Annotated in this window: 12 protein-coding genes; all 12 read left to right on the top strand. The window is 50.7% G+C overall.

All coding sequences use genetic code 11. The features are described from left to right. Positions 1-191 precede the first annotated feature (191 nt). Positions 192-773: a superoxide dismutase [Fe] gene (gene sodB, locus U2W12_RS14345; protein ID WP_326501375.1), complete on the top strand. Its 582-nt coding sequence runs from the start codon at positions 192-194 to the stop codon at positions 771-773. 372 nt (positions 774-1145) lie between these two features. Next, positions 1146-1322, top strand: a complete 177-nt coding sequence (locus U2W12_RS14340; protein ID WP_326501374.1) for a YezD family protein — start codon at positions 1146-1148, stop codon at positions 1320-1322. Between the two features lie 105 nt (positions 1323-1427). Then, positions 1428-2948, top strand: coding sequence for a porin (locus U2W12_RS14335; RefSeq protein ID WP_326501373.1), 1521 nt, complete (start codon positions 1428-1430; stop codon positions 2946-2948). A 25-nt stretch (positions 2949-2973) separates the two neighbouring features. Continuing rightward, positions 2974-3984, top strand: a complete 1011-nt coding sequence (locus tag U2W12_RS14330; protein WP_326501372.1) for a sulfate ABC transporter substrate-binding protein — start codon at positions 2974-2976, stop codon at positions 3982-3984. Positions 3985-4087: 103 nt separating this feature from the next. Then, positions 4088-4915, top strand: a complete 828-nt coding sequence (gene cysT / locus U2W12_RS14325) for a sulfate ABC transporter permease subunit CysT (protein WP_326501406.1) — start codon at positions 4088-4090, stop codon at positions 4913-4915. Positions 4916-4928: 13 nt separating this feature from the next. Next, positions 4929-5795: a sulfate ABC transporter permease subunit CysW gene (gene cysW / locus U2W12_RS14320; protein ID WP_326501371.1), complete on the top strand. Its 867-nt coding sequence runs from the start codon at positions 4929-4931 to the stop codon at positions 5793-5795. Positions 5796-6024: 229 nt separating this feature from the next. Continuing rightward, on the top strand, positions 6025-7125 hold the full coding sequence (locus U2W12_RS14315; RefSeq protein ID WP_326501370.1) for a sulfate ABC transporter ATP-binding protein: 1101 nt from the start codon (positions 6025-6027) through the stop codon (positions 7123-7125). A 113-nt stretch (positions 7126-7238) separates the two neighbouring features. Then, positions 7239-8147 carry a LysR substrate-binding domain-containing protein gene (locus U2W12_RS14310; RefSeq protein WP_326501369.1) on the top strand — a complete coding sequence of 303 codons (909 nt, stop codon included), beginning with the start codon at positions 7239-7241 and terminating at the stop codon, positions 8145-8147. A gap of 486 nt (positions 8148-8633) precedes the next feature. Next, positions 8634-9713 carry a fatty acid desaturase gene (locus tag U2W12_RS14305; RefSeq protein ID WP_326501368.1) on the top strand — a complete coding sequence of 360 codons (1080 nt, stop codon included), beginning with the start codon at positions 8634-8636 and terminating at the stop codon, positions 9711-9713. A gap of 383 nt (positions 9714-10096) precedes the next feature. After that, a complete protein-coding gene (gene epsC, locus U2W12_RS14300; protein ID WP_326501367.1) occupies positions 10097-11050 on the top strand; it encodes a serine O-acetyltransferase EpsC in 954 nt (317 codons plus the stop codon). A 46-nt stretch (positions 11051-11096) separates the two neighbouring features. Beyond that, the gene (locus tag U2W12_RS14295; RefSeq protein ID WP_326501366.1) at positions 11097-12029 is read left to right on the top strand and encodes a family 2A encapsulin nanocompartment shell protein; all 933 of its coding nucleotides are present in this window, start codon (positions 11097-11099) and stop codon (positions 12027-12029) included. Continuing rightward, positions 12013-13806, top strand: a complete 1794-nt coding sequence (locus U2W12_RS14290; protein ID WP_326501365.1) for a family 2A encapsulin nanocompartment cargo protein cysteine desulfurase — start codon at positions 12013-12015, stop codon at positions 13804-13806. Before U2W12_RS14295 ends, U2W12_RS14290 begins: the two co-directional genes overlap by 17 nt. The last annotated feature ends 55 nt before the right edge of the window (positions 13807-13861 follow it).

The following is a 13861-nucleotide window of genomic DNA, read 5'->3' as shown; positions in this document are numbered from 1 at the left end:
AACAGTAAGCCGCAATAATCACGATCCTAACGCAAGAATCTGCTAAAAAACGACAAATTGGCCGCTTTTGCGGATTTATCAGTTCGTACTTTGTTTCAACCGCAAGCAATGTTAAAGTAGTAGTTGACTAAATGGGTGGGAATTACGCTTGTTTAGTCGCAACATGTTCAACTGATTAAGGATTTTATTACATGGCTTTCGAACTTCCTGCTTTGCCTTATGCTAAAAATAGCTTGGCGCCGCGTATCTCTGAAGAAACCCTGGAGTTTCATTACGGTAAGCATCACCAAACCTATGTGACGAATTTGAATAATTTGGTGCCAGGCACCGAATTTGAAGGTTTATCTCTGGAAGAGATTATCTTGAAATCTTCAGGCGGGATCTTCAACAACGCTGCGCAAGTCTGGAACCATACCTTTTACTGGAACAGTCTGTCGCCCAATGGCGGCGGCGAGCCGACCGGCGTGCTGGCCGATGCTATCAACGCTACGTTCGGTTCTTTTGCGAAATTCAAGGAAGAATTCACCAAATGCGCCGTGACCACTTTCGGGTCGGGTTGGGCGTGGCTGGTCAAAAATGCAGACGGCAGCCTGGCATTGGTTAGCACCAGCAACGCCGGTTGTCCATTGACCTCGGGCCAAAAACCGCTGTTGACCTGCGATGTTTGGGAGCACGCCTATTACATTGATTACCGCAATGCCCGTCCAGCTTATCTGGAAGCCTTCTGGGCATTAGTGAATTGGGATTTTGCGGCAGCAAACTTCGCAGCGTAAATTTTCTGAGTCATAACCTTCCGCGCCAATGCGCGGAAGGTTTTTTTTCTTCCTGATTTATTTATCAACTCCTGTTCGCTCAGAATAGCGGTTGATTCTAAAAGCCGAAAGACTCGGCGATCACATTCTCGTATAGCCGTTCTAATAACGGCGGATACCTTGTTTCGGTTTTTTCTTCCATTGATTCGGCCGCCAATATCTTTGGTAGCGCCTCTCGTTTTCCCTGACGATTAATCGAGCAGAGCATCGTCTTCTGCGCTCTCAATTGGCGTTCACTAAAAAACAGATATATAAATCGAATAATATCGTTTTTTTAAGATTAAACACCTATTTAAAATTAGCTCCAACAAGACTTTTGCATGGAGTACAGGCATGGCCAATCACGTTGAAAGCAGTCATCACAAAAATCAACACATTGAAATAGTGCATCAGATTAGCCAGATGCTGGAAGGCATCCGTTTTGGCTCTATCGAAATCGTCGTGCACGACAGCAAGGTCGTGCAGATCGAGCGTAAGGAGAAGTTACGCATGGATAATAAAATAAAATAATTACACATTTCTACCGAAAAAAACGGCGATAAAAAAATATTATACGAGAAATTGCAGTCTGACCGGACCACCGGATGGCAAAGTTTATTTTTGAGGACAAGGACTATGAAACATTTTAAACGCACAGCGATAGCAAGTGTGATTAATCTTGCTTTATTCGGTATTCCCGACGCCCATGCCGATACCGAGGCCCTGGAGCGACGCATCCGCGAACTGGAAAGCCGCTTGGAGAAGTTGGATCATGCCGGTGTGTTATCCAACAAACCGGTTACATCGGCTCCCGAAGTGGAAAAACTGACCCGAAAGGTGAATACCCTGGAGCGTAAATTGGAAGTGCAAGATGAAGTAACGGCCAGCACGTTCAGTAAGTTGCCGGTATTCGATGCAGGCGCCGATGGATTCAAAATTACTTCTGCTGACAAAGAACATCAGGTTCGGATACGTGGAGCGGTACAGGCCGACGGCCGTTTCTTTATCGATGATAACAGTAAGGCCCAGGATAGCAAGCATAATGACCTTTATAGGCAGAACGACAGATTCGAAATTAGGCAAGCGCGTATCTGGCTGGAAGGTTACTTTTTTAAAAACATTTTTTACAAGATCATGCCCGACTTTGCGGCGGGCAGCAACATTCTGCCGGATGCTTATCTCGATTACGCCTACCATCCTGCGGCCAGCCTGTTAGTCGGTAAATACAAGCCTTCGATCAGTCTAGAGCGTTTACAGGGCGATTCGGACGGTACTTTTCTCGAGCGGGGCTTTCCGACTTACTTGGCGCCAAACCGTGACGTAGGTATACAACTGCATGGCGCGTTCTCTAAGCCGGGCTACAAAACAGAGACTGTGGCAGGTCCTATCGATTCTAAAAATACTTTCATCTATCAGATCGGCGTTACAAATGGCACTGGAGACGATGGCAGTCCAAATAATGATGCGAAAGACACTGATGACAATAAAGAAATAGACGGACGTTTATTTGCCCATCCGTTCCAGCACACCGGCTATTCCTGGCTGGAAGGCTTCGGACTCGGCGTGGCGGGTTCTGTTGGAAATCCGAATAAACAGGCTTTAAAACCTCAGTCCACGCCTATTGGCAGAAGCATTTTTCTTGATTACACGAAGGTTAATTCCGGTTTTGCCACCCCGACATCCGACGGCGCTACCTACCGTATTTATCCGCAAGCTTATTGGTATTCTGGCCCGTTCGGCGCCATTGGTGAGTATGTTGTGTCTTCGCAGCACCTGGTCAGCGGCAATACCAATGTTAAGCAGAACAACACAGCCTGGCAGATTCTAGCTTCTTATGTAGTCACCGGCGAAGATAATAGTTTTTCCGGCGTCAAACCCATTCGGAACTTTGATCCATTCAATGGCAGGTGGGGCGCCTTGCAGCTTGCGGCCCGCTATACCCAGCTTGACGTGGATAATGATACTTTCCGAATCCTTGATCCAAACAAGTCAGCTTCCGGTGCCAAAGCATGGACGATAGGCGCAAACTGGTTCCTTAACAGCAATGCCATCATTCGAGCGGATTACGAAAATGTATCTTTCGATGGCGGCGCGGCCAAAGGCGGCAATAGGCCCAACGAACAAGTTTTTGCAACCCGTTTCCAATTAGCGTTTTAAACAACCTGACATAAGGCGTTTACCCATGAAAAACAAATTGACCGAAATAGTCTTTGCGGCTGTATTAGCCGTATTGGCGGCTGCTGAAGTGCGCGCGGCGGATATAAATCTGCTCAACGTATCCTACGATCCGACCCGTGAACTATATAAAGAATATAACCCTGTGTTCGCCAAATACTGGAAAGCCAAAACCGGCGATACGGTGACCGTCAATCAATCACACGCCGGTAGCGGCAAACAGGCTCGCTCTGTGCTGGAAGGGCTGGAAGCCGATGTGGTTACCCTGGCGTTAGCCTATGACATCGATCAGCTCTACCAGAAACGTAAATTGATCCCGGAAAACTGGCAAAGTTTGCTGCCTAACAACAGCTCCCCCTATACATCTACTATCGTATTTCTCGTGCGTAAGGGCAATCCGTTGGGTATTAAGGACTGGAATGACATAGTCAAACCTGGTGTGAGCATCGTAACACCGAATCCGAAAACCTCCGGCGGCGCGCGTTGGAACTATTTGGGGGCATGGGCATATGCGCTTAAGCACAATAATAATGATGAGGCGGCGGCTAAAGATTTTGTCGCCAAATTATTCAAAAACGCTGCGGTATTGGATACGGGGGCACGCGGAGCCACCACCAGTTTCGTCGAGCGGGAAATCGGCGATGTATTGATCACCTGGGAAAACGAAGCTTACTTGGTGCTGCGCGAATTTGACGCGGATAAATTTGAGATTGTCACGCCGTCATTGAGTATTTTGGCCGAGCCCCCGGTTGCGGTAGTAGAAGATGTGGCGCGCAAACATGGCACTACTGAAGTGGCGACGGAATATTTGAAATATTTGTACGGCAAGGAAGGTCAGGAAATCATTGGGAAAAACTTTTATCGCCCTACCGATCCTGAAATAGCCGCCAAATACGCCAAGCAATTTCAATCATTGGAGTTGGTAAAAATCGATCAACTCGGCGGTTGGGATGCTGCGCAGAAAAAACATTTCTCTGACAACGGCGTGTTTGACCAGATATACGGGCCGGGAAAATAATCCGTCATTAATTGGTGGCAATTAGGAAATATAGGGTGGGCGGGTTCCCTGTCCATCCTATACGTTTTTTCGTAAAGTGCTCTATCAAAAGTGGAGTGAGGTAATGTCAAAAAGCAGTATTATGCCGGGTTTTCGACCGACTATAGGGTTTACTCTGATCTATCTGGGTCTGGTGGTTTTAATCCCGCTCAGCACGCTGGTGTTTAAAAGTTTTCAGCTGGGTTGGGATGATTATGTCAATATCATTACCAGCAAACGCGTGTTGCATTCGTTTCGCGTCAGTTTTTCCACTGCGCTGGCTGCCGCTTTGATTGCCGGTTTTTTTGGCTTTATCGTCGCCTGGGTGTTGGTGCGTTACTCGTTTTTCGGCAAGCGTTTTTTTCACGCCTTGATCGACTTCCCGTTTGCCCTGCCAACTGCTGTTGCCGGTATTGTGTTGGCGACTATTTTTCAGCCCAGCGGCTTTCTCGGCAAGTTGCTGGCCGATTCGTTCGGCATACAGGTGGCTTTTAAACCACTGGGCATCGTAATAGCGCTGATTTTTATCAGCATTCCGTTTGTAGTGCGCACAGTCGAGCCGGTATTACTGGAATTTGAACCCGCGTTAGAAGAAGCCGCATCAAGTCTGGGCGCCACGCGCTGGCAGGTCTTCGGCAAAATTATTTTTCCGAACATTTTCCCGGCATTACTGACCGGTTTCGCGCTGGCATTTGCCAGAGGCGTGGGTGAATACGGTTCAGTCATTTTCATTGCCGGCAATATTCCCTTTGTATCGGAAATTGTGCCGCTATTGATTGTTGCCAAGCTGGAGCAATTTGACTATAGCGGAGCCACTGCCATTGCCTTGACGATGTTGGTTATCTCGTTTGTGCTGCTTATGTTGATTAACATGCTGCAATATTGGGTTCGTAAGCGCTCTGGACAACTTTGAGGATGATGTAAATATGAGTAACGTTACTCAACCCATAAATCCGGCCGGATTGGTTGCGCGCCAAGAACGGGTTCTGCAAGATGCGGACTGGGTCAGATGGAGTCTGATCGCTATTGCTGTCGGCTTTATCAGCCTGTTTATATGCTTGCCTTTAGGATTGGTTATTTATCAAGCATTCTCCAAAGGCCTAGAGGCTTATTGGACGGCATTATCCCAGGATGACACATTGGCTGCTATTAATCTGACCTTATTGACGGCATTAGTCACCGTGCCGTTGAACACGGTATTTGGCGTTGCTGCCGCCTGGGCGATTACCCGTTTTGAATTTGCAGGAAAAAGTCTGTTGACCACCTTAATCGACCTGCCGTTTTCAGTGTCGCCGGTTATTTCAGGAATGATTTTCGTGCTGTTGTTCGGTGCACAGGGCTGGTTTGGCGAATGGATGATCGCTCATGACATAAAAATAATCTTTGCTGTTCCGGGTATTATTCTGGCTACTTTGTTTATTACTTTTCCTTTCGTAGCCAGGCAGTTGATTCCGCTGATGCAGGAAATGGGCAATCAGGAAGAAGAGGCGGCGTTGTCACTTGGAGCGAGTGGCTGGAAGACCTTTTGGGCGGTGACCCTGCCTAACATAAAATGGGCTTTGCTATACGGCGTATTGCTATGCAACGCTAGGGCGATGGGTGAATTTGGCGCGGTTTCCGTGGTTTCCGGTCATATCCGGGGAATGACCAATACACTGCCTTTACATGTGGAAGTCAGTTATAACGACTATGACGTAATCGGGGCCTTTGCCAGCGCATCCATTTTAGCCGGATTGGCCATCGTGACTTTGGTTTTGAAGACGGCTCTGGAGTGGAAGCAGACTTCAAGATAAATGACATCGTTGATTTCAGGGAAGAGTATATCAAGCGCCAGCGCTGGCGCAACACAACTCTGTCATGATCCTCCGAAAAGACGAATATATTGTCCTGTAGGTTTGTCCGGCTATCGATTTTGCTGCTTATTAAAGTTGTGTATCAGGATGACCGCAAGAGGGAAATAATGGAAAAAGGCCGTATTTTTAGCCTTTAGCCTGTTTTGTTTTTAATTTTATTTTGAGCCCTATGAGTATTTTGCTTTCCAATATCAGTAAAAAGTTTGGTACGTTTGCCGCGCTGGATCAAATTAATCTGGAAATTCCAGAAGGTGAACTGGTGGCCTTATTAGGGCCTTCCGGTTGCGGCAAAACGACTTTGCTGCGCATCATTGCAGGCCTTGAAAGCGCCGATGAAGGGCGGGTATTATTAAGCGGGGAAGACAAAACCGATCAGGAAGTCAGTCAGCGCGGCATTGGTTTTGTGTTTCAGCATTACGCTCTATTTCGGCACATGACAGTATTTGAAAATGTTGCTTTTGGTTTAAGGGTTAAGCCTCGCCGTGACCGGCCGAGTAACGATGAGATCACTAAAAAAGTCCATGCATTGCTGGAACTGGTGCAACTGGATTGGCTTCATGACCGCTACCCGGATCAGCTTTCCGGGGGGCAGCGTCAGCGTATCGCGCTGGCACGCGCCCTCGCTGTCGAGCCTTCTGTGCTCCTGCTCGATGAACCGTTCGGCGCGCTCGATGCGAGCGTGCGCAAGGACTTGCGGCAATGGCTCAGAAACCTGCACCACGAACTGAACGTGACCAGCATTTTCGTGACCCACGATCAGGAAGAAGCGATGGAAGTCGCCAGCCAGGTGGTAGTGCTGAATCACGGCCGAATCGAACAGCAAGGAGCGCCGAGCGAGATTTACGACCATCCGGCCAATGCCTTCGTGTCGAAATTCATCGGGCAAACCAATGTGTTTCATCTCGAAAAAGAGGATAAAATCTGGCTGCGTGATGCTGGCATCATTTTAAATGAGCCTGATGCGCTGACCGCGCATGTGCGTCCGCATGATATCGACATCGAAAAAAATGCCGATACGGCCAATTCGCCTTTCATTTTGAAAGATTGGCAACATTTGGGCTCGGCGATTCGTATCGAATTGGCCAGATATGGCCAAAATCAGGGGAAGGCGACACCGATCGTCTATGCCGAGATGCCGAATGAGCGGTTTAAATCGCTGCAACTGACCAAAGGCGACCGGGTGTCGCTCAGGATTAGACATGCGCATTGGTTCAATGGAGATAATACCCATTTTTTAAATCAATCCAACGCGGAGTGCCGCTGCCTATAATCTCAGCTGTCATACCGGCAATCCCCTTATGACCTTTGGGGATGCGGCACGTGGAGTTTTTAACTTTATGGCATTGACGAAGATAGCGGCAATCATACAAATATAAGGAAGGTATGAATCTAAACCAACTCGAACTCCTCCGGGTTTTGCAGGAGACCAATTTCAACCTGTCGAAAGCGGCTGAAAAGATGTTCGTCGTGCAGTCGGCGGTCAGCCGCCAATTGCAATTGCTGGAAGGCGAACTCGGCGCGCCGGTGTTCGAGCGCCAAGGTAAAAAACTGGTTGGGCTAACGCCGCTCGGCGAACGGATCATGGAAGAAGTCACTATGATCAATCTGTCCAAGCGTAACATTCAGGCGATCGCGGAAGATTTTTTGAATAACCGCAATGGCGAATTGCACATTGCGACGACGCATACGCAGGCCAAATATTTCTTGCCGGAACCGATCCGCAAGTTCCGGGAGAATTACCCTAACATCAAAATCTACATCGTGCAGTCGTCGCCCACCAATCTGATCGATCTGTTGCATCATCATCAGGCCGACATTGCGATCTGCACCGAAAAACTGAATGAAGAGGATGACAAGCTGATCATCAAGCCGTGCTACGAATGGCACCATGTCGCAATCGTGCCGAAAGACCATCCGTTGGCCGAAGAAGAGATCACGCTGGAGCGGCTGGCCGATTTTCCGATTTTGACCTACAGCAAGGGCTATACCGGCCGCTCGAGCATTGAAATGGCCTTGGCCAGCAGCCATATCCACCTGGATATCACGCTCGAAGCCGCCGATTCGGACATTATCAAGACCTATGTGCGGATCGGCCTCGGCGTCGGCATCATCGCCGCAACCGCCTTCGAGCAGCAGGTGGATGAAGACTTGGTCGCACGCGACCTGGGTCATCTGATTCCACCGTCGGTAACTCGCTTCGCTTATTTGAAACAGATGTACCTGCCGTCTTTTTGCCGTTTTTTCATCGACGAGTTATTGGCGACGGGGGGGCAGAGACAGCAAACGGGTTAGTTCATTTTCATCATATATTTTCGACGATGCTGACAACCCTGTTTTCGTTCAAACAAAAGCGAGAAAAATCGCTCAATTCGGCCAAAGGTGTCGATCATAAGTAAATGACACTGTTTTGCTTCCACTCAGCTGAATTTTTTAACATCCGATGAACTTTTCCGCGTGTTTTAAAAACTAACGGATAGTTACTGAAAACATGCGGCAACCTCTGAAATAGTAAGTTGCCGTCACCTTATCCGTCTCTCATGCGTATGGATAAGGGTTGTGCACCGCCCGAAATTCCTTCGTTTATTTCCCGCCTACTTCATTAACCGTTAACCGGCCCTTTTTCGGCCGGGTTTTATCAACTGCCCTAGCAGGACCCAAGCATTTGTTTTTTTACCCACTATCGGTCTTCCAATCGATTGCTCGACTTATGCGGCAGACGATGGGAAAAGTACGGATGTGTCCAAGATTCTGCATTAGTTTTATTGAGTTAAGTCATATATGCCACAACATGTTACCCCGCCCGAAACCTTACCACCCACTTACCGCCAAAACATTCAAGGCTTTCGCGAAGATTTGATCCAGGCCGTATCGAAATACGCGCAGCCCGATTATCGCAAGGCTTTTGGTCAAATAGCGAACACCTTTCTACCTTACCTCGGCCTCTGGGCGCTAATGATTTTTACCGTGCTGTACGGACTCCCGGTTTGGACGACCCTGCTTTTGTCCATACCTGCGGCCGGCTTCCTGGTGCGCATCTTCATCCTGTTCCATGATTGCTGCCACGGCGCCTTTTTTCCATCACGCTCGGCCAACCGGATTCTGGGATATATTTCCGGTATCATGGTCTTCACGTCGTATGAGGACTGGAAGCGCACCCATATCATACATCATGCCGCATCAGGCAATCTGGATCGACGCGGCGTAGGCGACATCTGGACCCTGACAGTCGATGAATATCTGGCTGCCTCCCGGTTTAAACGCCTGGTCTATCGTTTATTCCGTAATCCGCTGCTGTTATTCACGGTCATCCCTTTTGTGCTGTTTATAATCATCCAGCGCTTCCCCAGCCAGGGCGCCAAAAAACGCGAACGCAACAGCGTTATTTTTACCAATATCGCCATTGCCGCGGTCATCACTCTAATGAGCTTGACCTTGGGGTTTCAGAACTACCTGCTGATTCAATTGCCGATCATCATCATGGCGGCAAGCGCCGGTATGTGGCTGTTCTACGTTCAGCATCAATATGAGGATGTTTACTGGGAACGTGAACAAAATTGGGACCTGACCAGTTCAGGGCTTGAGGGAAGTTCATACTATAAACTTCCCAAAGTGCTGCAATGGATCGTCGGCAATATCGGACTGCATCACATTCACCACGTCAGGGCCAATATTCCGAACTATAACTTGCAGCGCTGTTATAACGAAGTGCCTGTCTTACAGACGGTAAAACCGCTGACAATACGCCAGAGCCTTAAGTCGTTATGGCTGAATCTTTGGGACGAGCAAAATCAGAAACTGGTCAGCTTCCGCTCGATCAGTATGTTGCCCCGTTTGGCGAGCCGGCCGGTGGAAGTTTGATGTAAATAGTGTAGGTCAGGTCAGAACTATTACGGTTTATTCTCATCTTATTCGGAAAACGGGCTGCGTTTAGACGCATCGCTGATTCCAGGGCGTCTCCTACCGGACGTGCAGGGGCGGGCGCTTGTGGGGAGTTTTTTTCTTGTTATATTGACAGGACTAATGCACCTACGGTATTTTACCGATAAGTTGATTGCTGACCGGACAACCGGAAGCCAGTGTTCGGATTAAGGACATTGGCTTTTTTTTTGCCTAAAAATTTGTGCTTGGTTTTGCAGGCCAAGTTAACTGGAGGCAAGGATTACCTCTGTTTGGCAATGCAACGTTTTTAGCTTTTTGGTGTTGGCTTAACGATAATGTCGTTATTTCAACCGACTTCATTCATGAAAAAAATGGCTCAAATCAATGTAAATGAAAATCGCCTCGAAATCGACAGCATCGTCGCGGAATTGCGCGCCTTACGCTTGCACTCGCTCGAGAGCCGGGCACGCCTGAATAAGCCGCCGAAGCTGCCGTCGCGCAAAGTTCTGATTACGATTATCGATGGGCTTAGCGCGGCTATGTTTCCGAATCGGCTCGGCCTTCCTGATCTGACCGACGAAGGCATTGACAGTTATGTCGGCCATACCCTGGACGCGACGCTCAGGGAATTGCAGAAACAGATTCGCCGCGAGTTGTATTTCATCTCCGACGATGGCGCCGACTCCGAGGAGATTCTGCTGCGCGCGGCGGCGATCACCCGCGCTTTCGCGGTGACGATTCCGGCGTTGCGACGGCTGATCGATTGCGATATTCAGGCTGCGTACGAGGGCGACCCGGCTGCGGGCAGCATTGATGAAGTGTTGGTTTGCTATCCGGGCGTCACCGCGATGATTCATCAGCGTATCGCACACGCGCTTTATGGTCTCGGCGTCCGGCTGATTGCTCGCATGATCACCGAAATCGCCCACTCCGCGACTGGTATCGACATTCATCCGGGCGCCGAAATCGGCGAAAGTTTTTTCATCGATCACGGCACCGGCGTTGTCATCGGCGAAACTTCGGTGATCGGCCGCCATGTGCGCCTATATCAGGCGGTAACGTTGGGGGCGAAGCGATTTATGAAAGACGCGGACGGAACTTTAACCAAAGGCTATCCCCGTCACCCGATTGTCGAGGACGATGTGGTGATTTATGCCGGTGCGACGATTCTTGGCCGCGTCACGATAGGCCGAGGATCGACGATAGGAGGCAATGTCTGGCTGACCGAGAGCGTCGCGCCCGGCAGCATCGTGACCCAATCGCGCGCGCACTGTGAAATTTTAACCAAAAAAGAGCCGCCGGTTTATAGTGAATAATGCGTAAACCATTTTTTATATTCAATAATTTAAGAGGAACAATCCGATGACCGATATTCATGAAGCTCATACCGCATTAGGAGACGTTGCCGCTCGCACGCTTTCCAATGCGACCAAGACCGTCCCGATGATGGGAGCCATTACGCCGCGCTGGCTGGTGCACCTGCTGCAATGGGTGCCGGTCGAAGCGGGTATTTACCGGGTCAACAAAGTCAAGAATGAAGCCGACCTCGCGGTGGACTGCTCCAGTCTTGATGAAAAAGTGTTGCCGCAAACCTTTGTCGATTACGAAGAATGGGGCCGCGAATACCGTCTGAATGCGGTCAATACTGTACTGGACGTCCATACCCGTATCGCCGATTTGTACAGCAGTCCGCATAACCAGATTCGCGAGCAACTGCGTTTGACCATCGAAACGGTCAAGGAGCGCCAGGAAAGCGAATTGATCAACAACGCCGAGTACGGATTGTTGAACAATGTCGCCAACTCGATGAAAATTTCGCCCCGCCACGGCTCGCCGACGCCGGACGATATTGATGAGTTGATTGCGAAGGTCTGGAAAGAGCCTGGGTTCTTTCTGGCGCATCCGCGCGCGATCGCGGCCTTTGGTCGTGAAGCGACTCGTCGCGGCACGCCGCCGCCGACTATTTCGTTGTTCGGATCGCAGTTTCTGACCTGGCGCGGACTGCCCTTCATCCCGACAGACAAGCTGAGAATCACCAACGGCAAGACCAATATCCTGCTGTTGCGCACCGGCGAAAGCCGTCAGGGTGTGGTCGGACTGTATCAGCCGAATCTGACCGATGAACTGAGCATGGGCTTGTCCGTGCGTTTCATGGGTATCAACCATAAAGCGATTGCTTCGTATCTGGTGTCTTTGTACTGCTCACTGGCGGTGTTGACCGACGACGCGCTCGGTGTGCTCGAAAACGTCGAAGTGGACAACTATTATGACTACGCGTATGACTACAAGAAGTGATCTCGAAAATTTGGCCACCGCGCCGCCTTTACCGGATATCGAGCAACTAAACCGCTGGGCGAATGAGTTTTTCTCCGCGGTGCCGTCACCCGGGGCGGGCGTTCATGCCGTACAGCCCGAGACAGGACATCAAGCCGCCGAGGCTATCACCGATATTCACCCGTCGTCGGGGCATGCGATTGTGCCGGATTCGTTCAGCGTTCCGCATGAAAGCGGCTTGCATGAACTGGCGACGCCTGCGCAGCCTGCCGAACCCGCGACTGCAGGATCGTCGTATTATTTTCTGCAACATGCGAATGCGGAAGGGCTCGATGTCGTGCCGCATGCGTCTGCGACGCATGGCTTATCCAGGCTGACAACCGATACATCATCATTCGGCGTCAGACCGGAAAGTTTTGGTTTGCCGGGACTTGGCGAACTGAAAAATCTGGCATCGCCGAGGATTGGCAATCCTGGTTTGTCCGGCGGTTCTTCGTTTTATTTTCTCGAAGAATTGAGCGGAGCCGCTCGTTCAGCGGCAGCGCCGAGCCTCGGTTCCGCGCATCCGCCTTTCGACGTGCATGCGCTGCGCCGCGACTTTCCGATCCTGAGCGAAAAGGTCAACGGCCGTCCACTGGTGTGGCTCGACAACGCCGCGACAACGCAGAAACCGCAAGCGGTGATTGACCGGCTGAGTTATTTTTATCAGCACGAAAACTCGAACATCCATCGCGCCGCGCATGAACTGGCAGCGCGTTCGACCGATGCTTACGAAAATGCACGGGAAATCGTCGCGCGTTTCATAGGGGCGAGTTCGCCGAATGACGTGGTGTTTGTACGCGGTTCGACCGAGGCGATCAATCTGGTGGCGCAAAGCTGGGGGCGCGCGAACGTGGGCCCGGGCGACGAGATCATCGTCAGTTGGCTCGAACATCACGCGAACATCGTGCCGTGGCAGCAGTTATGCGCGGAAAAGGGCGCGGTCTTGAAGGTGATTCCGGTCGACGACACGGGCCAGATCCTGTTGTCGGAATACCAGAAATTGCTGAACGGCAAGACCAAGCTGGTGGCGTTTACACAGGTCTCCAATGCGCTCGGCACGATCACGCCGGCCCAGGAAATCATCGAACTGGCGCATCGCGCCGGCGCGAAAGTCCTGCTCGACGGCGCTCAGTCGATCTCGCATATCAAGGTCGACGTGCAAAAACTCGATTGCGACTGGTTCGTGTTTTCCGGACACAAGATCTACGGCCCAACCGGCATCGGCGCCTTGTACGGTAAACCGGACGTGCTCGAAGCGATGCCGCCCTGGCAGGGCGGCGGCAACATGATCGAGGATGTGACCTTCGAGAAGACCGTGTACCAGCCCGCGCCCGCGCGCTTCGAAGCCGGTACCGGCAACATCGCCGATGCGGTGGGTCTCGGCGCCGCGCTGGAGTATGTGCAAACGGTCGGCATCGACAACATCGCCCGTTATGAGCATGAACTGCTGGCTTACGCAACCGATTTGCTGTCACGCATTCCGGGCTTGCGGCTGATCGGTACCGCGCGCGACAAAACCAGCGTCTTGTCGTTCGTACTGAAAGGCATCAGCACCGCCGATGTCGGCACGGCGCTGAACAAGGAAGGCATCGCGGTGCGCTCCGGCCACCACTGCGCGCAGCCGATCCTGCGCCGGTTCGGCCTGGAAAGTACGGTCAGACCGTCATTGGCGTTCTACAACACCTATGCCGAGATCGATTGGCTGGCAACTGTCGTACGCAAGATTCAGTGCGGCAATATTCCGGTCGGAAAATAAGGTGGAGAAGGCAGAAGGCCTTCTCTCCCGCGATAGCCAAGGGGAGGGAAGGCTT

The organism is Methylomicrobium sp. Wu6, from assembly GCF_035916875.1.
Lineage (GTDB): Bacteria > Pseudomonadota > Gammaproteobacteria > Methylococcales > Methylomonadaceae > Methylomicrobium.
This window is presented reverse-complemented; position numbering and strand designations above follow the sequence as displayed.